The sequence below is a fragment of the Bacillus sp. FJAT-27001 genome, assembly GCF_019039175.1.
In the GTDB taxonomy this organism is placed as follows: domain Bacteria; phylum Bacillota; class Bacilli; order Bacillales; family Bacillaceae; genus Bacillus; species Bacillus velezensis.
In genome coordinates, this window is sequence record NZ_JAHOAA010000011.1 from 15,590 (window position 1) to 38,871 (window position 23,282).

At 46.0% G+C, this 23,282-nt stretch carries 24 protein-coding genes and 2 tRNA genes; all 26 read right to left on the reverse strand.

The genetic code is table 11. The annotated features are described in order from the left end of the window. Positions 1–63 precede the first annotated feature (63 nt). The 26 genes from BGM27_RS19220 to yabG all read right to left on the reverse strand — a co-directional run bounded on the left by BGM27_RS19220 (position 64) and on the right by yabG (position 23,141). The gene (locus tag BGM27_RS19220) at positions 64–1,065 is read right to left on the reverse strand and encodes a protein kinase domain-containing protein (RefSeq protein WP_007409938.1); all 1,002 of its coding nucleotides are present in this window, start codon (positions 1,063–1,065) and stop codon (positions 64–66) included. Further along, a complete protein-coding gene (locus BGM27_RS19225; RefSeq protein ID WP_007409937.1) occupies positions 1,031–1,768 on the reverse strand; it encodes a vWA domain-containing protein in 738 nt (245 codons plus the stop codon). Before BGM27_RS19225 ends, BGM27_RS19220 begins: the two co-directional genes overlap by 35 nt. Before the next feature lie 67 nt (positions 1,769–1,835). Then, positions 1,836–4,325: a stage II sporulation protein E gene (gene spoIIE / locus BGM27_RS19230; protein ID WP_007409936.1), complete on the reverse strand. Its 2,490-nt coding sequence runs from the start codon at positions 4,323–4,325 to the stop codon at positions 1,836–1,838. A 209-nt stretch (positions 4,326–4,534) separates the two neighbouring features. Then, positions 4,535–4,606, reverse strand: a tRNA-Glu gene (locus tag BGM27_RS19235). A gap of 9 nt (positions 4,607–4,615) precedes the next feature. Continuing rightward, positions 4,616–4,692, reverse strand: a tRNA-Met gene (locus BGM27_RS19240). Between the two features lie 158 nt (positions 4,693–4,850). Continuing rightward, positions 4,851–5,237: a S1 domain-containing RNA-binding protein gene (locus BGM27_RS19245; RefSeq protein ID WP_004264630.1), complete on the reverse strand. Its 387-nt coding sequence runs from the start codon at positions 5,235–5,237 to the stop codon at positions 4,851–4,853. Positions 5,238–5,317: 80 nt separating this feature from the next. Then, positions 5,318–5,695 carry a cell division protein DivIC gene (divIC, locus tag BGM27_RS19250; RefSeq protein ID WP_004264632.1) on the reverse strand — a complete coding sequence of 126 codons (378 nt, stop codon included), beginning with the start codon at positions 5,693–5,695 and terminating at the stop codon, positions 5,318–5,320. Positions 5,696–5,712: 17 nt separating this feature from the next. After that, on the reverse strand, positions 5,713–6,348 hold the full coding sequence (yabQ, locus tag BGM27_RS19255; protein ID WP_007409935.1) for a spore cortex biosynthesis protein YabQ: 636 nt from the start codon (positions 6,346–6,348) through the stop codon (positions 5,713–5,715). Further along, complete coding sequence (yabP, locus tag BGM27_RS19260; RefSeq protein ID WP_004264638.1) at positions 6,345–6,647, reverse strand: sporulation protein YabP; 303 nt, start codon at positions 6,645–6,647, stop codon at positions 6,345–6,347. The genes yabQ and yabP overlap by 4 nt, the downstream gene beginning before the upstream one ends. Before the next feature lie 78 nt (positions 6,648–6,725). After that, entirely contained in the window at positions 6,726–6,986 is a 261-nt protein-coding gene (locus tag BGM27_RS19265) for an RNA-binding S4 domain-containing protein (protein WP_007409934.1), read from the reverse strand. A 1-nt stretch (position 6,987) separates the two neighbouring features. Continuing rightward, positions 6,988–8,463, reverse strand: coding sequence for a bifunctional methyltransferase/pyrophosphohydrolase YabN (gene yabN, locus BGM27_RS19270; RefSeq protein ID WP_007409933.1), 1,476 nt, complete (start codon positions 8,461–8,463; stop codon positions 6,988–6,990). Further along, complete coding sequence (locus tag BGM27_RS19275; RefSeq protein ID WP_007409932.1) at positions 8,453–10,033, reverse strand: putative polysaccharide biosynthesis protein; 1,581 nt, start codon at positions 10,031–10,033, stop codon at positions 8,453–8,455. The genes yabN and BGM27_RS19275 overlap by 11 nt, the downstream gene beginning before the upstream one ends. Positions 10,034–10,201: 168 nt before the next feature. Beyond that, positions 10,202–10,738: a stage V sporulation protein T gene (gene spoVT, locus BGM27_RS19280; RefSeq protein WP_004264646.1), complete on the reverse strand. Its 537-nt coding sequence runs from the start codon at positions 10,736–10,738 to the stop codon at positions 10,202–10,204. 136 nt (positions 10,739–10,874) lie between these two features. Then, positions 10,875–14,408 carry a transcription-repair coupling factor gene (gene mfd, locus BGM27_RS19285; protein ID WP_007409931.1) on the reverse strand — a complete coding sequence of 1,178 codons (3,534 nt, stop codon included), beginning with the start codon at positions 14,406–14,408 and terminating at the stop codon, positions 10,875–10,877. A 69-nt stretch (positions 14,409–14,477) separates the two neighbouring features. Further along, positions 14,478–14,708 carry an anti-sigma-F factor Fin gene (fin, locus tag BGM27_RS19290; RefSeq protein WP_004264650.1) on the reverse strand — a complete coding sequence of 77 codons (231 nt, stop codon included), beginning with the start codon at positions 14,706–14,708 and terminating at the stop codon, positions 14,478–14,480. Positions 14,709–14,769: 61 nt separating this feature from the next. Further along, positions 14,770–15,336 (reverse strand): aminoacyl-tRNA hydrolase, encoded by a 567-nt coding sequence (gene pth, locus BGM27_RS19295; RefSeq protein WP_007409930.1) that lies wholly within the window; start codon positions 15,334–15,336, stop codon positions 14,770–14,772. Between the two features lie 84 nt (positions 15,337–15,420). Continuing rightward, positions 15,421–16,029, reverse strand: coding sequence for a 50S ribosomal protein L25/general stress protein Ctc (locus tag BGM27_RS19300; protein WP_007409929.1), 609 nt, complete (start codon positions 16,027–16,029; stop codon positions 15,421–15,423). Between the two features lie 84 nt (positions 16,030–16,113). Beyond that, positions 16,114–17,067 carry a ribose-phosphate diphosphokinase gene (locus BGM27_RS19305; protein ID WP_007409928.1) on the reverse strand — a complete coding sequence of 318 codons (954 nt, stop codon included), beginning with the start codon at positions 17,065–17,067 and terminating at the stop codon, positions 16,114–16,116. Between the two features lie 21 nt (positions 17,068–17,088). Then, complete coding sequence (gene glmU / locus BGM27_RS19310) at positions 17,089–18,459, reverse strand: bifunctional UDP-N-acetylglucosamine diphosphorylase/glucosamine-1-phosphate N-acetyltransferase GlmU (protein ID WP_004264658.1); 1,371 nt, start codon at positions 18,457–18,459, stop codon at positions 17,089–17,091. 191 nt (positions 18,460–18,650) lie between these two features. Continuing rightward, positions 18,651–18,944: a septation regulator SpoVG gene (spoVG, locus tag BGM27_RS19315; protein WP_004264660.1), complete on the reverse strand. Its 294-nt coding sequence runs from the start codon at positions 18,942–18,944 to the stop codon at positions 18,651–18,653. 195 nt (positions 18,945–19,139) lie between these two features. Next, a complete protein-coding gene (gene ridA / locus BGM27_RS19320) occupies positions 19,140–19,520 on the reverse strand; it encodes a 2-iminobutanoate/2-iminopropanoate deaminase (RefSeq protein ID WP_004264663.1) in 381 nt (126 codons plus the stop codon). Next, a complete protein-coding gene (gene purR / locus BGM27_RS19325; RefSeq protein ID WP_004264666.1) occupies positions 19,517–20,374 on the reverse strand; it encodes a pur operon repressor in 858 nt (285 codons plus the stop codon). Before purR ends, ridA begins: the two co-directional genes overlap by 4 nt. Before the next feature lie 55 nt (positions 20,375–20,429). Then, positions 20,430–21,299: a 4-(cytidine 5'-diphospho)-2-C-methyl-D-erythritol kinase gene (gene ispE / locus BGM27_RS19330; protein ID WP_007409927.1), complete on the reverse strand. Its 870-nt coding sequence runs from the start codon at positions 21,297–21,299 to the stop codon at positions 20,430–20,432. Positions 21,300–21,442: 143 nt separating this feature from the next. Then, positions 21,443–21,631: a small, acid-soluble spore protein, alpha/beta type gene (locus BGM27_RS19335; RefSeq protein ID WP_011996172.1), complete on the reverse strand. Its 189-nt coding sequence runs from the start codon at positions 21,629–21,631 to the stop codon at positions 21,443–21,445. 162 nt (positions 21,632–21,793) lie between these two features. Next, complete coding sequence (veg, locus tag BGM27_RS19340; RefSeq protein ID WP_003218330.1) at positions 21,794–22,054, reverse strand: biofilm formation stimulator Veg; 261 nt, start codon at positions 22,052–22,054, stop codon at positions 21,794–21,796. A gap of 211 nt (positions 22,055–22,265) precedes the next feature. Beyond that, positions 22,266–23,141, reverse strand: coding sequence for a sporulation peptidase YabG (gene yabG / locus BGM27_RS19345; RefSeq protein ID WP_004264691.1), 876 nt, complete (start codon positions 23,139–23,141; stop codon positions 22,266–22,268). Positions 23,142–23,282 lie beyond the last annotated feature (141 nt).

Genomic DNA, 23,282 nt, shown 5'->3' on the forward strand with positions numbered 1-23,282 from the left:
TATCCTATCACTTTCATTCCCTCCAAGCAAAGAAGAAGCATGAGCGCAGGCGTCCGGCCGTCACTAGATGAGAAAAAAGACGATGTAAGCGAAATAAAGGGCGAGAACGCTGATTAAAATAAGTGTTGTTTCAAACAAACCATTGTGCTTTGCGGGTTTTTGTTTAGGTTTATACCGCGTTTGAGATACAGTGCCCTGCCGCGGTTTTGATTGCGGCGGCTTAGGCTTGACGGCGGCTTTCCTTTTGCTCCCGGCGCTCTGCCCCGCCGTCAGGATGTCATGCTTCATGGCTTCCGCAGACGGATATTGGCCGTTTAAAGCAGAAAACAGAACCTTCTTATACTTATTCAGAAACGGGTGGCCTTCAATGATAGAACGAAGCTGTTCTTTCGGCTGTCCTGACTTTTTGCACTCTTTCTTCTGGACACAGTGGATCATGATCATTGCGACAGCAAACAGGTCATAGGATGGTTCTGCTTTTCTTGTTCCATACCCCCAATAGCCCCTGTCGTAAAACTCCGTATACTCTTTAATCGCGCGGCCCTGTTTTGTCGTTCCCCCTACATCAATGCAGCGAATGGCAGCCGGTGGTCCGGTTACAATGAGATTGTCCGGTTTGAGGTCGCCAAAAACCCACCCTTGCTGATGGAGGACTGACAGGCTGGAAAGAAGCTGCACCATCAGCACCGGAATCCACTCCGCTCCCTTACTGCTGATATATTGCGGAAGAAGCGGCCCTTCTATGTACTCCATCACGTAAAAAGAGACATTTTTATTCAGCTGCGGAATAAACGCGTCGTCCGCATCAAAAAAAGAAGGCCCCATCGTTTGCGACCGGGCCTTTGAAAAGGATTTTAAGACATTCACTTCAGAGGTAACAGACATGCTGTCGCTGCTTATTTTCAAAGCGACCTGTCCGCCTGATGCTTCTGCCAGATATACAATACCGTTAGCCCCTTTTCCAAGCTGTTTGAGCAATCTGTAGGGTTTGCCGTTCCATTTGCCCTGAATTGCCGTCCCCGGTGCCAGACTACATGCCAAACTCGTTAAAGCGTCGTTCATCATCAGCCAACATGCTCCTTCTTGAGCGGATTCTCTCAAACTGCTGCGTCGCTTCCCGGATAGCGGGGCCCGTAGGGGTGATACCGCCGGTCGACAGCTTCGCAAAGAGTGCAGAAAGGGATTCAAGCTTCGGCGTCCAATTCAGCACAAGCTCAACTTCCTGGCTTTTCCCGGGAAATATACACATTGCAAATTTATTTTGCCCGGCCCGGGAATTTAAACTGATGGAAAGATCGATCAGCGCTTCTTTCACCGTCGGCAGTTTCGGCGCCATACTCGCACTCGTATCAACCAGCACAAGCACTTGCAGATGAACCGTTTCGCCGAGTTCATCAACCACTTCCATCACTTCGCCGCGTTTTTCAGGAGAAAGCTCTTCCATTTCAACGTTTTTCCCTAAGATTTGTTTAAGCTCTTGATTGACGACACCTTGCAGCGTCTGGGTCATTGCTTTTTTCGTCACCATTTGAACCGTCTGAGACAATTGTGACGCATACACAACTTGATGGACGCCGCCTCCGGCCATGGCGATGCCTTCAACTTCCTTCATTGCCTCTTGGTCAATCGCGTTTTCTTCCATAATTCCTATAACATTCACCGTAATCCCCTGCTCCTTGGCGAAAGCCGCCATTGCGATCGGGTCTTCACCATGATTGGAGCAGCCATCTGTAATCAGCAGAACTTGATTTAAATGTCCCTTATTCACATACATTCCTCCCGGTGATACGATTAGTCCCATCTTCGCCAGAAGGAAAGTGATTTATACGAAATGATTAAGAAATCTCCTTTTTATTTTGGAAAACCGCCGGCACCGGTATGGAAGCCCATTTCGGCGTGTTGTGGTCAATCCGGACAACAACCACTGTCATATCGTCTTCGATTTGGCCGGAACGCGTTCTGATGACCTCTTCCATTAATATATCAGCGATTTCTTGCGGGTCTTCGGTTTTCAGCCCTTTCATTTTCCGTTTCATCCACAGGTCGTGGTTTTCAACGTGCTTCGGCCCTTCAAAAATACCGTCACTCATCATGACGAGCAGATCTCCCGCTTTTAACTGTTCACTTACAACCTCCACATCAAATTCATTGATGATGCCGATCGGCAGATTGCTGGCCTGCACTTTCATGACTTGATCTCCCCGCTTGATAAAACTCGGCGTTGAACCGACCTTCAAGAATTTGCAGCTTGCATCCTGAAGATCAATGATAGAAAGATCGAGAGTTGAGTAGATTTCGTCTGTCGTCCGTAAAGACAGAATACTGTTGATCGTTTTTATCGCTATTTTTTCATCAATACCTGATTCGAGAATTTTTTCGAGCAGCTTAATCGTTTCATTGCTCTCATAATGGGCCCTCGCCCCATTGCCCATGCCGTCACTGATCGCGGCCGCATATTTTCTCGCCCCCAGTTCCATCATGCTGTAGCTGTCGCCGGAGACAAGGCCGCCGCCTTTTGCCGCATGAGCCGCGCCTGTCGATACCCGGTACGACTTGGTCGAACCGAACGCGACATGGCTGTAGCCATTCGGATGAGTCGAGTGCTGTTCGCTTTTGACAAGTATCTGCTCCTCAAGAATGTCAGACAGCATCGGGGCGATAATTTTCTCACTCTCGCCGTGTCCTCCGCTGAACGGGATTGTCATTTCGATATCAATATTGCCCTGCTCCAAGCTGTATATCTCGACATGCTGAATCTCGATTCCGAAATGCTGAAGCGCCTCTATCATTTGTTCTTCCTGAATAAAATGCTGCTCCCTCTCCCGTTTTATTTCCCGAGAAAAGTCCGCCATGACCTCAGAAACCCCCAACAGCTGCTCGGCAACAAGCCTTCTGCTGTCCTGAACTTTTCTCTTCAGTGTCAGATGGGCGTGATGGTGGGCAAGTTCGTCCTCAATCAGCTCTTCCACCTGTCTGGATTTGGAACAGTGCTGTTGAAACTCCTTTTTTAATCTGCGGTTTGAGGCATACTGTTTTTCTTCTGTTTCATGCATAACTTGTTTCATTAAGTCATATGTTTTATCAAAGTTTTGAACCCAGCATTTGCTTTTCTTATAGCAGGATTGGCACGAATGCTCCGTGATTTTGCTTAAAAAGAGATCCACTTCCCCTTCTTCCGCCTGCTCATCGGAAGACGTCTGATGAAAGGTGGCGAAGCTCTCCGACAAGGCATGAAACACATTGGAGAACTGGTCTACTTTCTGGGCGGTGACATCTCTGATTTTCCTCGCGTACTGCTGCTGTTCCTGACTGTGCTCAGCAGTGCCCGGTATGTATCGCGCCACCTTTTTCGTAATCGATTGAGGCGTAATCAAAAACAAAACAACGGCAATCAAAGATTCATAAAGAGTGGTCATTAATCCGGCAGACCCTTCTCCATATAATGAAATCAGCAGTGAGCCGATCACTAATCCGACTGCGGCTCCGGCTTTCTTTCCTTCTTTCAGCAGCCCGCCAAGAAGCCCGGAAAACGCAAGCAGACTCATTTGATAGAGGTTCCCGATATTCGCAAGCCCGAGGATCAGTCCGGTCACAACACCGACCGTACAGCCGATGCTTGCCCCGCCGACAAAGGAAAAACTCAGCACGACATAGCGGGCCAGGATATGTTCAGCCTGCATTCCCTGAAATGAAACACCGGCAAGCCCGGTTAAAACGGATGCGATCAAGATCATAAAACAGATGATTTCTTCTATTTTTAACGATTGCTTCACTTTTTTGATCGTGAAGATCGGCAGGCTTTGCAAAAAGATCAGCGTCAAAATAAAGGCCAGGCCCGCCTCGACAACAGCCATCACATAATCATAGGTGGTAAAAGCGCCGCTTTCAAAATAAACAAATCCGATTCTCGCGGCAGCCATAGAGAAAAACACCACGATCGGCAGCATCTTCACCCGGTCCTGCACGATATATGTACCGATTTTTGAAAATAGAGTGAAGACGGCCAAAGCTGTGAGAATCAATAAAGAGTGTTTCGGCGAAATGGTTAAAGCGCCCGCAAGTAAAGACAGACAAGCATAGAAGGCTTTATCTCTTCTGATCAAAAGCATCGCTCCGAAAAACGGCAGCGCAAACGGAAGAACCTCAGATAATATGAAAGCCCGTCCAAGTAAAAAACCGATCACGACATAAATGAAACCCTTATAGAAAAAAAGTGAATGCGCTTGATGGACTGTAAGCTTTGCCGCCTTTTCAAAAAACGATTGCAGTTTTTCCAGAGCTTGTCCCGCCATCGGCCCGTTCACTCTTCTTTCCGCTTTTTCCATTGCTCTCATCCCCCACCTGTTTTATTCGTTGCTTGTCATTATAAATGAAAGCCCAGATAGGATTTTGTCAAAAGAAGGTAACAATTCCAAAGAACTCTTCGACGCTTTCCCCCTTGTTCCCCTTTCCTTTCGTATTTCCTCCGACATTTCTCAAAAAGTTGTCTAAATATGAAAAAATCGGCTTCTGCAACAGAAGCCGATTCGCTTGATGACCCGTACGGGATTCGAACCCGTGTTACCGCCGTGAAAGGGCGGTGTCTTAACCGCTTGACCAACGGGCCAGATATATATGGTAGCGGCGGAGGGGATCGAACCCCCGACCTCACGGGTATGAACCGTACGCTCTAGCCAGCTGAGCTACACCGCCATATAAGGTGCTTATAAGCACAAGTTATATAATACAAAGGTTTCTTCATTCCGTCAACAGATACTTTAAAGTTTTAATTTTCTGACTATAATGGCGCATACAAAAAAAGCACCCGCTGGGATAGACGGATGCTCCATGTATTTATAGAAAGCAGCAAGTTATCCTCTTCTTGCTCCGCGCCCTCCACGTTTTGATTCCGTGTTTCGTTTTAAAGATGATAAGCGGTCTTCGCTATCTTTAAGAAACTTGTTCATTTTCTGTTCAAAAGATTCTTTCGGACGGAAATCATTTCTAGGTCTGGCTTGCGGACGGTCTTTAGCTTTTTTAATTGATAAACCAATTTTCCCGTCTTTTTCAACGTTGATGACTTTCACTTCAACTTGATCGCCGACTTTTAAATGCTCGTTAATGTCTTTAACATAATTATCGGCTACCTCACTGATATGAACGAGACCGGTTGAGCCTCCAGGCAATTCAACAAATGCTCCGAAATTTGTAATACCTGTTATTTTCCCTTGCAACTTGCTGCCAACTTCAATCGACATAAAAAAAGTGCTCCTCCTTAGGCTTATAAAAAGATCGTTTGTTTAATTATACCTAAATAAAAATTTAAGTGTCAACAAGGCTACTTGCTCTTCTTTTCTACATTGAAGAGAATCTCACCATTTCCTGACATAAACAAGTCTCTTCTGGCAAGCTCTGTGACGTAATCCTCATCCTTTAATTTGGAAATCTCATCTTTTAAATCAGCCTGTTTCGCGTTCAATTCTTTCACTTGTTTTTCCAGCTGAGCTTTCTTTTCTTCGTTTGCGCTAAGGGAAGAGGTCTGTGACCACAGAGAACCCGCTAAGACAATAGCCGTCAACAACACAAGGGCGCCGAATACGATCAACCGTCTGAAAAGCCCTTTCCGCCTTCTTTTCATAAGCTGGGATTGCCGTTCAACCTGCTCTTTATAGTCGTTTTGGATTTCAGTTATTGTACGTTCTCTAGATAGATTCAAACCAGACGGTCCTCCTTTCACCTTTTCAAAATACGTATCATGGTCGATCTGATTGTTATGATTAGTTTCTTGCTCTTTTGTAAAAATCCTGCACTTTTTTGAAAATATCGTTTGAAAGTAAGACGCCACTTTTCAGGAAGAAGTTTCAATAATTGTTTCAACAGGAAAAACAGCGGATACAGCAAAAACGTTACGATCTTAAAAAGACACTTCGCAAAAAAGGCACTCACCCGATAGGAGTATAAAGAAATAACCGTGATCAGCCCGATGAGCAGCTTAAAGAGCAGAAGCACCGGACGGAACAGCACGTGCTGAATGAGCTTTTTTGCGAATTGGTAAAGAGACACCGCAAGATGAATGGCAAATTTCAGTATTTTTATATACATTCGTTTAAACAGGCTTTGGTACGTCGCAATCCCCAGTAAGACAGCCAAGAAAATGTATACCCTGAGTTCCCCTTCATTCACGTTGAGCAGCACATAGAAAAACAGCAGACCTTGTACAATCCAAAAGAGAATGTCATGAATGAATAACAGCCATCTGGCCGTTTTGGCGCGGCTGACAAACAGCCTGTATGTATCAAGCGACGCTCCGAGCCAGGCGCCCATACCGGTCATTGCCAGCATCGTATAAAATTGGGTGGTCAGCGTCATTTAAACAACTTGCTAAAAAACCCTTTAGCTTTATCCCCTTGCTGCTCGTCTAAATATACAAGGTCAAACACCCTGCCTTTTATAGATACAATCCCTTTTTCCACATCAAGATTTTTCATCTGCAGGTTCTCGCCTCTGACGGAAAGCATTCCCATAACCGTTTCCAGCAAAAACTCTTCGTTGTCAAAACTTTCTACATGCTTGACGCCCGAAATGTCTAAATGCTTTCTCCCTTTCATCGTTACATCATGCTGTTCCGGAACAGAAGAAGAACCTTTTTGCTCATAATATGAATTCATCTATTCAGCCCCCATATCCTCGATACTTTTAGCATTATTACTGCATTGTATGAGACGGGAGCCTTGTTTAGAACAAGCCTATTCGCCGAGTTTTTCTTCCTTGACGATTGTATACATGCCCGCGGCTTCTTCTTTTTTCGTTGTTTCTTTCAATTCGTTTACCTTCACGGTGACAAGCTTCTGGCCGAAGCGGACCGTCAGTTCATCGCCGGCTTTTACGTCTGAGCTGGCTTTCGCCTGATTCCCGTTAACTGTGATTCTCCCTTGATCGGCGACCTCTTTCGCCAATGTGCGGCGTTTAATTAATCTGGATACTTTTAAAAACTTATCAAGTCTCATATCAGAATCTCCTCTCCATTTCTTTTGCTTCATCCCACAATTTGTCCATTTCCTCAAGTGACATTGCGGTCAATTCAAGTCCCTTTGCTGCCGCTTCTTTCTCAATATAAGCAAAGCGTCTGCGGAATTTGTCATTTGTCATGGCGAGCGCTTCCTCAGGCTCAATTTTATAGTATCGGCCGATATTGACCAATGCAAATAAAACATCGCCGAATTCAGCTTTTAAGCTGATTTCATCTGCTGATTCGGCGGAAGCCTCTGCAGAAAATTCCTTCAGCTCTTCATTTACTTTATCCCATATATCCTGAACGTCATCCCAGTCAAAGCCGGTTTTTGCGGCTTTTTTCTGAAGCTTGGCCGCTTTTGCAAGAGAAGGCAGTGTTTTCGGCACGGCATCCAGCAATGAAGTGGATGTTGTTTGCTTTTCCGCCTTTTTGATTTCTTCCCAGTTGGCGACGACATCATGTTCATCCTGAACCTTAACATCCTTAAACACATGCGGGTGCCGTCTGACCATCTTCGCACTGATGTCTCTGATGACATCATCAATTGAGAAATACCCCTCGTCTTCTCCGATCTGGGCGTGCAGCATAACCTGAAGCATGACGTCCCCGAGTTCTTCTATCATGTGATCCGTGTCCTCTTCGTCAATGGCCTCAAGCAGTTCGTAGCATTCCTCAATCATATATTTCTTTAATGACTGGTGTGTCTGCTTTTGATCCCACGGACAGCCGTTCGGCCCGCGAAGCTCGCGAATAATACTTCGGAATGCAGAAAATTCCTGGTAAAGGAGTTCTTCTTTTTTAATCGGCGGAACATACACGCTTGTTAAGTTATTTATTTCTACATTGCGGTCAAGCTCAAACAAAGGCACCTTGGTCATCTTTTCTCCCTTGCTTCCGGCTGCCGTGACGATGACCACTTCATAGTCGTCAGGCAATTTCTCCATAAGCGTCAGCTTCACCTCAGAGGCCGTCATTTGGTCATAAACCTGGCAAATGATCAGGTGATGGCGGAGTTCGAGCTCATCCGGCGTCATTGTTTGCGCATCCGTAAATTGAAACCCTTCAATCGGATCAATTCGCAATGCATTAAAAGTGGCATCCAAAAAGCTTTGCCCTCCGGCAGTATGAACAGCTACCTGTTGTTCTTCCCGGCGTTCAAATAACAGCTGAACGGTTTTCTCAGCGACAAACGGATGTCCGGGAACAGCGTAGACGACATCCTCTTGCTTCGCTTTTTCAAACAGAATGTCCGCGATCTCTTCATAGACCGCTTCAAACTGATCATGTTTTTCATAAATATCATCAAAATACCGGATGTCCGCTTCCGTCTCTTGCTCTAATTCCGGAATCAAAGGGTGGTCTTTCGTTCTTATATATAAATGCTTCGCCTGAGTCAGCAGCTTATGTATGCCCACTGTCAACTGATCCATGTCTCCGGCGCCGAGGCCGACGACCGTAATGTTACCTGCCATGTTTTTCTCTCCTCTTTTTCAATTTGCTTAAAGCACTGCCGAAAGGAAGGCCGCTCAGCTCTTCGTCCGTGAAAATCTTCATTCTTATCATACAATAAATAAACAATAGCCCTCCGATGACTGACGCAGACAGACTCTCACATACAGCTCCGGCCCTGCTGACGGGAACAAATAACTGCCATAGCTTCATATATACGAGCAGAAAGAAGACCATCAGCAGACTGCACCAGCACAGACGGGCAATCACGCCGCCGATATTCGTCAGCCAGCCCTTCGACCAAATTCTCCGGAGATTCAGGCACGCAACTGCGGCAAATGCCAAGACGGTCGCCAGTGCCGCTCCTCTAATACCCCAGCCGGGGACCAGCCAAACATTCAGCACCCATTTCAGCGCCCCTCCCGCCAAAACGGATACGGCGGGGAAAACGGTATGTCCCGCTCCTTGCAGAATCGCGGCTGCTGTAAGCGCAATCGAGGCAAAAAAGATAGATAAGCTGAATATTTGTAAGGTCTGCGTCCCCTCACTGTTTTGGAAAAGCATGATATTCACCGGCTCTAAAATGCAAAAAAGCCCGGCTGATGCACCGATCCCTACCGCAAGGCAGAGCTTGACGGCTGATGTCGCTTTCTCTTTTATGATAAACGGCTTATTCTCATGCACCGCTTTTGAAATTGAAGGAACCAATGACGCGGCGATACTGACGGCAAACACGGTTCCCAGCTGAAGGAGCGGCTGTCCGCGGTCATATATGCCTTTCAGCTGTTTCGCGGCATGGCTCTCCGTCCCGTCTGAAAGCAGTGAATATAAGTTTAAGGCGTCTACAAGCTGAATCAAAAGCATGAGTACACTGCTGATACAGATGGTGACTGAATAAAGCAGCAGCTTTTTTACAATGACGGCCGTTGCGATATGTCCGCCGTCTTTCTTGGTTTCTTCCCGCTTATACCAGAAAACAGCCAATACACAAAGGGCTGCCAAGCTTCCGGCAATTGATCCCGAGGCCGCCCCCGCACCAGCGGCGTATAATGAACGGCCGCTTTTCAAAAGCCAGAAGGATAAACCGAGAAGCACCGCCACGCGAAGAAGCTGTTCCGTAATCTGGGATAAGGCTGACGGCATCATATCATGCACGCCTTGGAAATACCCCCGGAAAACCGCCGTAAACGGAAACAGTATGAAAGCGAACGCCGCGACCCTTATCAGCATCACAAGGCGGGCGTCACCCATAAAACCGGCCAACGGCGCCGCACCGGCATACATGAGCGCAAACAGAACAAGTCCGGCCGCCGTGACATAAAGGGCGGAAATTTTCATTATTTTTTGTTTATGATCGCTATAATCGTTCATTAATTTTGAGATGATAACCGGAAAACCGGATGTTGACAGCATGACCGCGATCCCTAAAAACGGATACACCTGCTGATAAATGTAAAATCCGACGTCACCGACAATATTCTGAAAAGGAACCCTGTACACGGCGCTTAATATCTTCGTCACGATACCCGCAACGACGAGCACAAAAGCACCTTTCCATGCCGATTGCCGCTTGGCGCCAACTGAATCGTTCATCCAAAAGCTCCTTCCAGCCGCTAGAAAATTACGTCTATAAAACGAGCTTATTATATCACAATCCTAACGGCCGAACCGATAGAGAGCACATATGAATATGAAAAAGAACAGCACTTGTATAAGGGCTGCTCTTTCTCCGTTTTCTTATTTCAATAATGGTAATAAGACCTACTGCTCCATTTGTCTCGCCAAAAAACTGGCTGCCGTTTCTACCGCTTTATGTTCTACTTCTCCAAGTGCCTGTTCCTTGGAAAAGATGACTACGGCACCGATAGGATCGCCATTTGCCACGATCGGAGCTATTGTATAGGAGCTCATATCTTCATCAATGTCATTAACAAGCTGCGCGGACTTCACGTCGTTTTCTACCACTGAGCTGCGCTGATCCATCGTTTTTTCGAGCAAATCGCTGATGGCTTTGTTCAGAAATTCTTTTTTCGAACTGCCTGAAACGGCAATATACGCGTCACGGTCGCAAATCAAGACGGAATGGCCGAGACTGTCATACAAAGCATCTGCATATTCCTTCGCAAAATCGCCAAGCTCACTGATAGGAGAATATTTTTTCAATATAACTTCTCCGTCGCGGTCAACGAATATTTCAAGCGGGTCTCCTTCCCTGATTCGCAGTGTTCTCCGAATTTCTTTAGGAATGACGACCCGTCCTAGATCATCAATACGACGTACGATACCTGTAGCTTTCATCTCTCTGGTGCCTCTCTTTCATGTGATGATATTTAAGGGAAAGTACTAAAGCTCTTTACTTTATGTAGCTTCCGCCACTCGCTTGAAATTAGTATCCGTCACATCAAATGTAATATACACCAGAGAGTAACAATTTTTATGAAGACGCGATTGTTTCTTTCTTCACATCCTGAAGGCCTTTCAGCATGCCGAGCACGGTCTCCAGCCACTCTTCCGTTTTGCGGCCTTTCGTCTGTACTGAGATTTTCAGCTTTTTCCCTTCCATTCCCAGTCCGATCTGCCGGCCGTATTTATTGCCGAGTTCGAACAATTTCTGGCCGTCAATCTGTGCGCTGGCCTCTTCAGAAATGGTAAATCTGATCGCGTCTTTATCCTGCTTGATGAGTTCGACGCGTTCATATTTTCCGTATACCTTCATCTCAGCAACCGTAAACAGCCATTCAACCTCTTTAGGGTAGCTGCCGAACCTGTCGATGATTTCATCTTGAAGCTCATTTTTCTCCTCAATTGTGGCGATTGACCTGAACCGTTTGTACATGTCGATTTTTTGCTTGCCGTCTTGTATATAGTTTTCAGGAATATACGCGTCAAGCTCGATATCAATTTCTGTCTCAAACTGTTCGCTTTTCGGAATATCGCCTTTCCGCTCTTCAATCGCTTCCTTGAGCATTTGCGAGTACAGGTCAAAACCGACTGAGTCGATAAAGCCGTGCTGCTGGGCGCCGAGAAGGTTCCCCGCTCCCCTGATCGTCAAGTCACGCATGGCGATTTTAAAGCCTGATCCCAGCTCGGTAAATTCTTTAATCGCCTGCAGCCGTTTTTCCGCCACCTCAGTGAGCACTTTGTCTCTGCGGTACGTAAAATACGCGTAAGCGACGCGGTTGGAACGGCCGACCCGTCCTCTCAGCTGATACAGCTGAGACAGCCCCATTTTGTCTCCGTCGAACACAATCAAGGTATTGACATTTGGTATATCTACGCCTGTCTCAATAATAGTCGTGCTGACAAGGACGTCTGATTCCCCTTCCAGAAAATTGAGCATGACGCTTTCCAATTCATTTTCGGTCATTTTTCCGTGGGCATATGCCACTTTCGCATCGGGAACAAGCATGGAAATTTCATCAGCCTTCCGCTCGATGTCATCCACGCGGTTGTACAAGAAATATACCTGTCCTCCGCGCGCCAGTTCTCTTTCGATGGCTTCCCGCACAAGCGCGCCGTTGTATTCCACGACATATGTCTGAACAGGGAAACGGTTTTCCGGCGGCGTTTCAATAACAGATAAGTCCCGCACACCGAGCATGGACATATGAAGCGTGCGCGGTATCGGCGTCGCTGTAAGAGTCAGCACATCGACATTGGCTTTGATCTGTTTGATTTTTTCCTTATGCGTTACGCCGAAGCGCTGCTCTTCATCAATGATGAGCAAGCCGAGATCTTTATAGACGACGTCTTTAGATAAGAGCCTGTGGGTTCCGATTACGATGTCTACCGTTCCGTTTTTCAGGCCTTTAATCGTTTCATTGGATTCTTTTCTCGTTCTGAATCGGCTGAGAAGACCGATGTTAATCGGATAGTCCTGGAAACGCTCCATAATGGTTTCATAATGCTGCTGCGCGAGTATTGTCGTCGGCACAAGAAGCGCGACCTGCTTTCCGTCGGCGATCGCTTTAAAGGCCGCTCGGATGGCTACCTCCGTCTTCCCGTAACCCACATCACCGCAAAGCAAACGGTCCATCGGGCGCTCTCTTTCCATATCCTTTTTAATCTCCTGAATGGAACGGAGCTGGTCCTCTGTTTCCTGATAAGGGAAAGCAGATTCGAACTGCCGCTGCATTTCATGATCCGGCGAGAACGCATAGCCCTTGCTTGCTTCCCGTTCCGCATAAAGCTTAATCAGATCATCGGCAATATCCTGAACGGAGTTTTCAACTTTTTTCTTCACCCGTTTCCATTCACTGCCGCCCAGTTTATAAAGCTTCGGTTCTTTTCCTTCAGAGCCGACGTACTTCTGCACCTGGTCGATTTGTTCTACAGGGACGTACAGCTTATCGCTGCCCTGATAATGAATGTTGAGGTAATCTTTATGAATGCCTTTGATTTCTAGTGTTTCGATCCCCAAATACTTACCGATCCCGTGGTTGACGTGGACGACATAGTCACCGACCTGAAGCTCGGAATAGCTTTTGATCCGTTCGGCATTTGTCAGCTTCTGCTTTCTCGGCTTTTTCTTGATTCGGTTTTTGAACAGCTCTTCCTCCGTAATGACGGCCAGCTTCATCAGCGGCAGTTCAAAACCGGATTGCAGCTCGCCTTCCATGACATAGACCTGTCCTTGCACAAGCGCTTTGGAGCTGTCCGTTTTTGCGGCTTCAATTTCGTAATCAGCCAGCACGGATGCCAATCTGTCGGTTCTGTCCTTATTTGCGCCTAAAAAGACGACGGTGAAGTTTGATTTCTTAAAGCGCTCCATTTCACCTGCGAGCACATTCATCTGCCCGTGAAAACTCTGCATCTGCCGGCTTGTCACATTCACGATATTCTGAGGGCTTGTATGCTGGACATGACGCAAAAATAATGAATAATAAATAGCCGGGCGCCGCTTTTCGCTCATAAGCTCCTGAAAGCTGAAGGATAAATGAATGTCATGCAGAATTTTCCCTTCCTCGAGCAGACTTGTCATAAATTCGGCCTCTTCTTTTTGCAGCTGATCCTCCATTTCATGAATGCGGCTGACCTCGTCTAACAGTAACAACGTGTCTGCCGGTGTATAATCTAGCAAACTAGCAGGTTTTTCGTAAAAGTACGAGAGATACTTCACAAGTTCCTGATCAGTCTGTCCCGTTGATAACCGTTCTTTATCATGTGAGATATTGATATGAAGCATTTCCTTTTGTTTGTCCTGCTTCAGCTTTTTCAGACTGTCGGCAAGCCCTTTATCGAGCCTTTCCATCGCCCGGGCTTTTTCTTCCGCCCTGATGATCAATTCCTTCGCCGGTCCGATCGCCACATGTTTGAGCGTCTCAATTGATCTCTGGTCATCAGAATTGAAGCTTCTGATGGAATCGACCTCCGTATCAAACAGTTCAATTCGCACCGGATGCTCCGACGTCAGCGGATAAATGTCGATAATTCCGCCGCGAATACTGAATTCACCGGGTGCAGAAACCATATCGGAACGCTCATACCCCACCTCTACAAGGCGCGCGGACAGCTGATCCGGTTCTATTTCGTCTCCGAGTGAAATGACGAGCTGGCTGCTTTTCCACAGCTCCTTCGGCGGAAGCATTCTTCTCACTGCCGCAACGGGCGCCACAACGACCGGCGCTTCTCCGTTTGTTAATCTATTAATGACATCAAGCCGCTGAGCGCGCAGTTCAGGGCTCGCTACCGCAATTTCTGAAGAAATCAATTCATTCACGGGGTATAAAAAAACAGATTGATCCCCGAGAAGCGCCGTCAGATCTTCCGTCACTTTTTGGGCCTGATATAAATTATGGGTGATAAAGAAAATCGGCCTTTTCGTTTCCTGTGCAAGGGCGGAGGTAAAAACAGAACGCGCGGAACCTGACAGACCCGCAAGCAGCTGTTCCTTCAGCCCCTCATGTAAACCGTTGACAATGGATTTAAAATCATCGCTTTCTTTAATAAAGGTTTGAATGTTGTCCATATGGGCCCTCCTCTCTATTTTCTGCAAGAACAGAAAAACGCTTTGGTCTAGAATCTACACCAAAGCTTCTTATTGAATAAATGTGTTGTGTTCATGGTAGTGCGGATTGCGCTCCAGCGCCTCTTGGCAGTCTTCACAAATTGTAAGAACATGGACATCTCCATTGTCTTTATATGAAATCATATCGTTTCTTTCCTCATTTGTTAAGTGCTGAAATCCAAGTGACTGTGTCGGCACCGTCGAATATTCCAGGCTCCCTACCTTAAAGCCGCAGTGGCGGCAGAAATAATGCAAAGCCATACGTTGGACCTCCTGATGTGAAAAAATCATTTTTCCCTAGTATGGTCTCCCATTATTTATCTTATACATTTGCATTAAATTCGTTCATGACTTCTAAAAATGGTTTCGTTAAGGAAGCTTCGCAGGCTTTTACGGTTTTTGTGACGGCATCATTGATATGCGGCGCTTCTTCCTTCGTAAAAGCTCCCAGTACATAGTCAACGACTTTCATTCCGTTGACGGGGCGGCCGATTCCGATTCTGACCCGGTCAAATTCAGGGGTTCCGAGGTGCTGTATAAGCGATTTAATTCCGTTATGTCCGCCTGCGCTCCCCTTCGTCCGGAGCCTGATTTTTCCCGTCGGAAGATCAAGGTCATCGTATATGACTTTCAGATCTTCATGATCGGCATCATAATAATCCAGTAGCGGCCGCAAACATTCCCCTGATAAATTCATATATGTAAGCGGTTTAACAAGTAGAACTTTTTTTCCGGAAACAAACCCCATTCCGTAAAGTCCGTTGAATTTCGTTTTATTCAATTCAATATTCCATTCTTTAGAAAGCTCGTCAATGGCCATAAAGCCGACATTATGTCTCGTGTTCTCGTAGGTTTTTCCCGGGTTACCGAGACCGGCAATCACAAGCATCGTAAATCCTCCCTCAACATCGCTGTAATTCTTCTCATTCTAGCACAAAAGACGTAACCTCGGGCGGGTTACGTCTTAAAGCGCTTATTGATTTTCTCCTTCGGGCTCTTCCCCAGGAGACGGTTCTGCATCTTCTTCGAATGCTTCCTGCTTAGGAGGAAGGATGGAAGCCACGACTTCTTCCGGGTCGTTTGTAAATGTATAATTGCCGTCAGCAGTCAGATCTGCGGTGGTCAGCACATCATTCATTTCAAGCCCGGAAATATCAACATTGATTGTCTGAGGGATGTCCTTCGGCTTAGCCTTGATCGAAAGCTCATGCAGCGGCTGCTGGATGACGCCTCCGTCTTTGACTCCCTTCGCCTCTCCCGTCAGCTGAATCGGCACCTCGGCCTCCAGCTCCTCACTCATATTCACGACTTGAAAATCGGCGTGCGTCAATTCGTTTTTGAGCGGGTCTGTCTGAAGATCAGTCACCATAACCGATTGCTGATTTCCGTTGACATCAATTGTGATAATCGTGTTTTTTCCTTCGTCCCGCAATGTTTTAAGCAATTCAACACTGTCTAAAGAGACAGGCGTGTTCGTTATTTCTTTACCGTATATAATCCCTGGAACATGTCCTGAATGACGGATTTTCCGAAGCGTCGAACGTTTAAAATCTGTTCTTTCATTTGCTTTTAAAGTTGCCATATTCAGCACCATCCTAATTATCGTTTTATCGTCCTATTAGAACAATACCCACAATAACTGGGATTTAAACCTTAAAGTTTCGGTTTAGCTGAATAAATAGCTGACAGATTGTTTCTCGTGAACGCGGATAATCGCTTCAGCCAGAAGCGGTCCGACAGAAAGCTGCTTAAAGCGTTCGATTTTTTTCTCATCAGGAAGCTTAATGCTGTTCGTTACGACAAGCTCCTTGATTTTAGAGTTATTGATCCGCTCAACGGCAGGGCCTGACAGTACAGGGTGCGTACAGCATGCATACACTTCTGCAGCTCCATTTTCAACCAGCGCGTTAGCGGCAAGTGTGATTGTGCCGGCCGTATCAATAATATCATCGATCAGAATCGCTGTTTTACCTTCCACGTTACCGACGATGTTCATCACTTCTACCTCATTCGGTCTAGGACGGCGTTTGTCGATAATCGCGATCGGCGCTTTCAGACGGTCCGCAAGTTTGCGGGCGCGCGTCACACCGCCGTGGTCAGGAGAAACAATAACGATATCTTTCAAGTCTTTACCTTCAAAGTAATGGCCTAAAATCGGAACACCCATTAAGTGGTCAATCGGAATATCAAAGAAACCTTGAATTTGCGGCGCGTGTAAATCAAGCGCGATCACGCGTGTCGCACCCGCTGTTTCAAGCAGGTTTGCAAAAAGTTTTGCCGTAATCGGTTCACGTGATCTTGCTTTTCTGTCCTGGCGCGCATAACCGTAGTACGGAATGACAATGTTGATTGTTTTCGCGGAAGCGCGCTTTAAAGCGTCAACCATAATCAGCAATTCCATGATGTGCTCGTTGACCGGCGCACTTGTAGACTGAATGATATAGCAATCACAGCCGCGAATACTTTCTTCTATGTTGATCTGGACCTCTCCGTCACTGAATCTTGTAACAGAGCACTTTCCTAATTGAACCCCTACATTATCCGCGATTTCTTTTGCAAGTTCTGGATTTGAATTCAAAGAAAAAATCTTTAAATTCTTATCTCCGTATTCGTTAGACATGGTAAACCTCCGATTTTAGGATTATTTTTTATGAATGTTTTTCACATAATCTTCTTTATTTACTTGTCTTGCTCTGGCAATGGCAAGCGCTTCGCCCGGCACATCTTCAGTTACGGTTGAACCCGCAGCGACGTACGCGCCTTCTCCCACTGTAACAGGAGCGACCAGATTGGAGTTGCAGCCAATAAAGGCGCCGTCTTCAATTTTGGTTAAATACTTTTTCTTCCCATCATAATTGACCGTGATGGAGCCGCAGCCCAGATTCACATCCGTGCCCACTTCGGCATCACCGATATAGCTTAAATGAGATGCTTTGCTTCGGTCGCCGAATTGTGTTTTCTTGATTTCAACAAAGTTTCCGATCTTCACTTCATTGCCGATTGCGGAATCGGGTCTGATGTGAGCAAAAGGACCGATATTTACATCATTCCCAACTTTGCTGCGATTGACAACGGATTGTTTAATCACAGTGCGGCTGCCGATTGAGCTGTCCTCTATCTCAGTGTGGGGGCCGATGACACATTCATCGCCGATTTCAGCTTGTCCCTTTAACACAGTTCCGGGATAAATAACTGTATCTTGTCCGATACGTGCGTCAGGTGAGATGTACGTATTCATCGGATCGATTAAAGTGACTCCGTTCTGCATATGCCGTTTGTTAATACGCTCTTTCATATACATTTCAGCCTGAGAAAGAGCGACTCTATCATTCACTCCGAGCGTCTCTTGGAAGTTACCAGTCTGGTAAGCGGCAACAGTTTCGCCTTCGTCTTTGAGGATTTCGATCACATCCGGCAGATAATACTCGCCTTGGGCATTTTCATTCGAAACCTGTTCGATGACACGAAAAAGAGCCTCGTTATCAAAACAGTACGTTCCCGTGTTAATTTCTTTCACAAGACGTTCTTGCTCCGAAGCATCCTTGTGCTCCACGATTTTTTGAACGGCGCCGTCTTCACTGCGGATGATTCTTCCGTATCCGGCGGGATCGTCGGCAACGGCCGTTAACACCGTGGCTTTTGCACCTTTGTCTGTATGTTCATTCAGCATGGCTTCCATCGTCTCCGCCGTCAGAAGCGGTGTATCGCCGCAAATAACGATCGTGACACCCTTTTCTCCGTGAAGAAATGGTTTTGCCTGTTTGACCGCGTGAGCCGTACCGAGCTGTTCTGCTTGGAGAGCGTAATCGCTTTTCTGTCCGAGCTGCTTCTTCACATCTTCGGCGCCGTGTCCTACGATGGTGACAAGCTTCGCTAAAGATAATTTCAGAGCTTCGTCTGCGACGTGCTCTACCATAGGCTTTCCGCATACCGGATGAAGGACCTTGTAAAGCTTCGATTTCATTCTCGTTCCTTTTCCGGCAGCTAAAATCACTGCAAACCGCTTATCCATTTAATGGCCTCCAATATCCCTTTTATCCATAGAAAAATATATCCTAAATAGCTGTTGATTTCAAGAAGACATCAAAAAGTGCAAGAATTTTCTATGTAATCGCTTTATTACTGAAAAATCAGATTTAAAAAAGGACTGCCGGAAAAGGCCTTGTGTCAGCCTTTATCAGCAGTCCTTACATTTTGTTATGTTTAAGAAGCCCCGGCTTCTTCATATTCTAATGCTTCAGAATCACCCAAACGATGATACTCATTTAAAACAGCATCCTGGATCTTGCCCCGCGTGCTGGAATTAATAGGATGAGCAATATCGCGGAATTCTCCATCAGGGGTGCGTTTACTCGGCATCGCAACGAAAAGACCATTGTTTCCATCAATCACACGAATATCATGTACGACAAATTCGTGATCCAGCGTGATGGATGCAATCGCTCTCATGCGACCATCGGTATTCACGCGGCGTAATCTTACGTCAGTAACTTCCACAGTAGTTCACCACCTTTTCCCTATATAAAAGCATTAGTCTAACAATTCCACGATTCTTTTTAAATTCCTGCACGTTTCAAAAAGTTTTTTTGAAAATATAGGATATACATACACAATTAGGTGATAAACCATATTTGGGGATCATATACTGCATAAAAAAAGTGATCCCGGAGACCGGAACCACTTTTCTGAGATTTAAGATTTCACCAGCGCAATGACTTCAATTTCCACGAGAGCGTCTTTCGGCAGTCTCGCCACTTCCACACAAGACCTTGCCGGCTTATGTACATCAAAGTATTGTCCGTACACTTCATTCACTTCCGCAAACTGCTCCATATCAGCAATAAACACCGTTGCTTTGACAACCGTCTCGAGAGAAGCGCCCGCTTCTTTCAGCACAGCTTTTAAATTGCTGAACACCTGATGCGTTTGTTCTGTGATATCACCGTTTACCATTTCTCCTTCAGCAGTAAGAGGAATCTGGCCTGAGCTGTAAAACATGTTGTTTACGATGATTCCCTGTGAATATGGCCCGATCGCTGCCGGCGCGTGTTTTGTATGGATTGCTTTTGTCATTTTTCTGTCTCCCCATTCTTTAAATGCTGTTCTTTAAAAAATCGCAGAAAATTGCCGTTTTGAATCTCAATCGTTTTGTCTTTCATATTGATGGTTGAAAGCGTGAGCAGTGACATGTATTCATCGACAAGCCGTTCGTTCACTCCCTCGGCTTCAACCAAGACGCCTATTCCCGCAACGTTTGCATTAAACTCATCAAGCAGGCTGATCATGCCGTTAATGGTGCCGCCGGCTTTCATAAAATCGTCAATAATCAAAACGTTCGAACCCGTAGCCAAACTTCTTTTCGCAAGCGACATCGTTTGAATGCGGTTAGATGACCCTGATACATAATTGATGCTCACCGTGGAGCCTTCCGTCACTTTATTGTCTTTTCGCACGATGACAACCGGAACGTTCAGATAACTGGCCGCTGCGTAAGCAAGAGGGATTCCTTTTGTCGCAACGGTCATCACCACATCAATCTCCCGCTCCGCAAAAACGGAAGCAAAAAGCCTGCCTACATGAGAGAGGACAGATGGTTTTCCTAAGATATCCGTTAAATATACATAACCGCCCGGAAGGATACGCTCAGGATTTACTAAAGACTGTCCCAGCTCCTGTATAAACGCTTCTGCTTCAGCCTGTTTCACTTTCGGAATGTATTTGACGCCTCCGGCAGCTCCCGGCACTGTAAGCAGCGTCCCAATGCCTTGCTGTTCAAAGGTCTGTTTAATAATCGTTAAATCTTCACTGATTGATGACTTTGCTGATTGATACCGTTCTGAGAAAAACGTTAACGGTATTAATTCATGCGGATGGGTTAACAAATAATTTGTTAAGTCCACCAATCTGCCGCTGCGACGAAACTTCATGAACTTACCCCCAAAATCCGAATAATTTAAAAATAATATAACTTAACATACGGATTTAATCAAGAGCATTCTGTTCGCCGATCATCCGCACCGCGTACACTTGATCACAGAAACCTCTTAACCCGTTATAAATCCGCTGCACCTTCGATTCGTATTGAACCAAACCGAATACAGTCGGTCCGCTTCCGCTCATTAACACCGCATCAGCGCCGAAGCGTTTCATTTGATTTTTAATCATCGCCACCTCGGGATGGAGGCTGAGCGTAACCGACTCCAATACGTTTCCTAATTGTCCGCATACCTTTTGGAAGCTTTTTTCTTCAATCGCGTCAATCATCGCCTGCACATCCGGATGCCGAACCTGCTGTAAGTTCAGCCGGCGGTACACTTCGGCAGTCGATACCCCGATCGTCGGTTTGGCGAGCACGACCCAGCAATGAGGCGGAGCACTGATGTGCCTGATCTTCTCACCGCGTCCGGTTGCCAGGGCAGTTCCTCCGTATACACAGAAGGACACGTCTGAACCGATTTCAGCTCCAAGCTCCGCGAGCTCTTCGACAGAAAGCTTTAAATCCCAAAGCCTGTTCAGCCCTCTGAGCGTGGCTGCCGCATCGCTGCTTCCGCCGGCAAGCCCTGCCGCTACAGGGATCACTTTTGTAATCATAATGGAAACGCCTTTTTTGACTTGAAATCGTTCTTTAAGCAGTTTGGCTGCCTGATAAGCCAGATTCCTTTGATCATCCGGAACAAAGCGATTATGCGACGCCACTCTGATAACGTTTTCGGGCAGTTCTGTCAGTTCAATCCGATCTGCCAAATCAATTGTCGTCATGATCATCTCCACTTCGTGATAACCATCCGGGCGTTTACTCGTCACATCGAGGGACAGATTGATTTTGGCCGGCGCTTTTTCTAAAATACGCATAGCTTTCACCTACTTCTCCATCTAAACATAAGTATGAACATTGTATCACATTTGGAGACCCGGAGGTACTTATCCGAAATTGAAGCCGGTTTTGACAGCCGATAGAAAAAACCGGGGAACGGATTGTCCCCCGGGCCACTGCATTATCGGTTATTTTGGTTCTGAGCCGCCATCTGCTGTTCGGCAATCTCAATCGCGCGCTTTACCATATTCCCGGCGTCACGCGCCCGAATGCCTCCCCAGCCCTCGTTTTTCACCGTATCGTAAAAACCAAGGTCCTTCGCCAGCTCATATTTGAACTCATCTGACATAACTCCACGACGTCTGCCCAAACGAAACAACCCCTTTTATAGAATTGATCACCATTCGTGCACGCCACGATAAAACATGTGACACTTATAGCTTCCGTTTAATCGGCTGAAACTTTCGAGGGAATAATTAGAAGAGCTTTAGAAGGCAAAACAAAAAGCAGTAAACAAAAGGTTCACTGCCCATTAAAATGCTACTGAGCTTGCCGCATCGTCATTGAATGTCAATTCAACAGTCTCAGTCAGAATATCAGCATAACTGTATGAAACTCTTTCAAACGAATTCTCGTCTTGATCTAGTTGTATCACAAAAACAGAAGGGTACGTCTCAGCTAAAATGCCCGAACGCTCAATCGTTTTTCGGCGGCCGCCGTTTGCTTTTAACGTAAGCCGTTTACCTAAATTCCCATCAAGCGATCTTTTTATATCGGACAACGTCTTCGCCATTGCATCCACCTCACTACATTTATTGTACAACAAGAGCCCAATTTTGTCAAATAAAATTTAAATTATATCAACGTTAATAAGTCATTGTCAACAAAATTATTTTGACAAAATTCTATTGATTTCTGCGTTATTTTTCACAAGTTCCGGAAATTTATGTATCAATATGTAAAATAATTAACCCGCATAGCGAAATATATGCGGGTTTTATCACTCATCCATTTGATTTATACGGCATACCGACACGCAGCACACCCTTCGTTTCAATTCCTCCCAGCCCTTTCTCTCTCGTCAGCGTATTTCTCAGGACATCCCATACATTGATCCGCTCCATAAACGGGGTGAAGCTGATTTTCGCGACAATATATACCGGGTCAAGCGCGTGGATATTGACGCGTGACGGAGAACTTGCGAAATTCGCGCCCGCTCTGATTAAAGACTCGAAATGAGATTGGCAGGCCCCCGCGAATATGACCAGCTGATCCAAATGAGGGACTTTACGCCTCGCTCTTTGAACGGTTTCGACAAAGTGTTTGGAATGCCTGTAGGCGCTTAAATCGTTCACGCCTCCCTTATGCTTGGAATATGCATCATGGCCGGTGATGACTAAAATATCCGGCCTGTATTTATCAAGCAGCTCGTCAATTGATGCCGGCATTTTTTTCTCATGGCAATGAATTCCGTATACCGGCACACCGATTTTTTCATAAAAGTTCAGGCACTTTTTCAAATAGGCCTCATCGCCGTCCAGATGCAATACCTTTCCGGGCATATGAAAGTAGTGCTCCTGATGCTGATATTGATTTGTCGCATAATATTCCTGTTTTTCCCGAAGCAGCTTATAATCCTGGCGGAGCAGCTCGAGAGATTCATTCATCCTGCTTTCATCTCTTTTCTTTCTCATGGCCTGTTCGTCTTTTCTGACAGGCTCCAAATCAGAAAAATCAGCATCCGCAATCAATCTGACTTCGTCACCATGCAGGATGGCAATTGAATTTCCGTTGCTTGTTTGCTCTATACCGATAATGCGAAATAAAACATCCATTTGATAGGATTTCCTGGCTACCATATCTCCTATTTGAAATTGCACGTTACCCACTCCACAAATAGACTAAGCCTCATCATGAAAGAAGTCTTGGCAAATACACCTCTTTCCGCTGCGGCGCTTGATGTTTCAAGCTTTTCTTGCAGTTGAATGAATAAGGTTCTCCTCTAGCCTATGTAGCGGCAG

What these genes read in the sequence shown, in the direction of transcription:
- yabQ (WP_007409935.1), bottom strand. Translation starts at nt 6,348, where the DNA reads ATGACGCTGACCACCCAATTTTATACGATGCTGGCAATGACCGGTATG.
- BGM27_RS19245 (WP_004264630.1), bottom strand. Translation starts at nt 5,237, where the DNA reads ATGTCGATTGAAGTTGGCAGCAAGTTGCAAGGGAAAATAACAGGTATT.
- BGM27_RS19300 (WP_007409929.1), bottom strand. Translation starts at nt 16,029, where the DNA reads ATGGCAACTTTAAAAGCAAATGAAAGAACAGATTTTAAACGTTCGACG.
- spoVT (WP_004264646.1), bottom strand. Translation starts at nt 10,738, where the DNA reads ATGAAAGCTACAGGTATCGTACGTCGTATTGATGATCTAGGACGGGTC.
- mfd (WP_007409931.1), bottom strand. Translation starts at nt 14,408, where the DNA reads ATGGACAACATTCAAACCTTTATTAAAGAAAGCGATGATTTTAAATCC.
- spoIIE (WP_007409936.1), bottom strand. Translation starts at nt 4,325, where the DNA reads ATGGAAAAAGCGGAAAGAAGAGTGAACGGGCCGATGGCGGGACAAGCT.
- ispE (WP_007409927.1), bottom strand. Translation starts at nt 21,299, where the DNA reads ATGCGTATTTTAGAAAAAGCGCCGGCCAAAATCAATCTGTCCCTCGAT.
- BGM27_RS19305 (WP_007409928.1), bottom strand. Translation starts at nt 17,067, where the DNA reads ATGTCTAACGAATACGGAGATAAGAATTTAAAGATTTTTTCTTTGAAT.
- yabN (WP_007409933.1), bottom strand. Translation starts at nt 8,463, where the DNA reads ATGGCAGGTAACATTACGGTCGTCGGCCTCGGCGCCGGAGACATGGAT.
- pth (WP_007409930.1), bottom strand. Translation starts at nt 15,336, where the DNA reads ATGCTTGTGATTGCCGGTCTCGGTAACCCGGGAAAAACCTACGAGAAC.
- veg (WP_003218330.1), bottom strand. Translation starts at nt 22,054, where the DNA reads ATGGCGAAGACGTTGTCCGATATAAAAAGATCGCTTGATGGGAATTTA.
- glmU (WP_004264658.1), bottom strand. Translation starts at nt 18,459, where the DNA reads ATGGATAAGCGGTTTGCAGTGATTTTAGCTGCCGGAAAAGGAACGAGA.
- yabP (WP_004264638.1), bottom strand. Translation starts at nt 6,647, where the DNA reads ATGAATTCATATTATGAGCAAAAAGGTTCTTCTTCTGTTCCGGAACAG.
- BGM27_RS19275 (WP_007409932.1), bottom strand. Translation starts at nt 10,033, where the DNA reads ATGAACGATTCAGTTGGCGCCAAGCGGCAATCGGCATGGAAAGGTGCT.
- BGM27_RS19220 (WP_007409938.1), bottom strand. Translation starts at nt 1,065, where the DNA reads ATGATGAACGACGCTTTAACGAGTTTGGCATGTAGTCTGGCACCGGGG.
- ridA (WP_004264663.1), bottom strand. Translation starts at nt 19,520, where the DNA reads ATGACAAAAGCAATCCATACAAAACACGCGCCGGCAGCGATCGGGCCA.
- purR (WP_004264666.1), bottom strand. Translation starts at nt 20,374, where the DNA reads ATGAAGTTTCGTCGCAGCGGCAGATTGGTGGACTTAACAAATTATTTG.
- fin (WP_004264650.1), bottom strand. Translation starts at nt 14,708, where the DNA reads ATGGCTTTGCATTATTTCTGCCGCCACTGCGGCTTTAAGGTAGGGAGC.
- BGM27_RS19265 (WP_007409934.1), bottom strand. Translation starts at nt 6,986, where the DNA reads ATGAGACTTGATAAGTTTTTAAAAGTATCCAGATTAATTAAACGCCGC.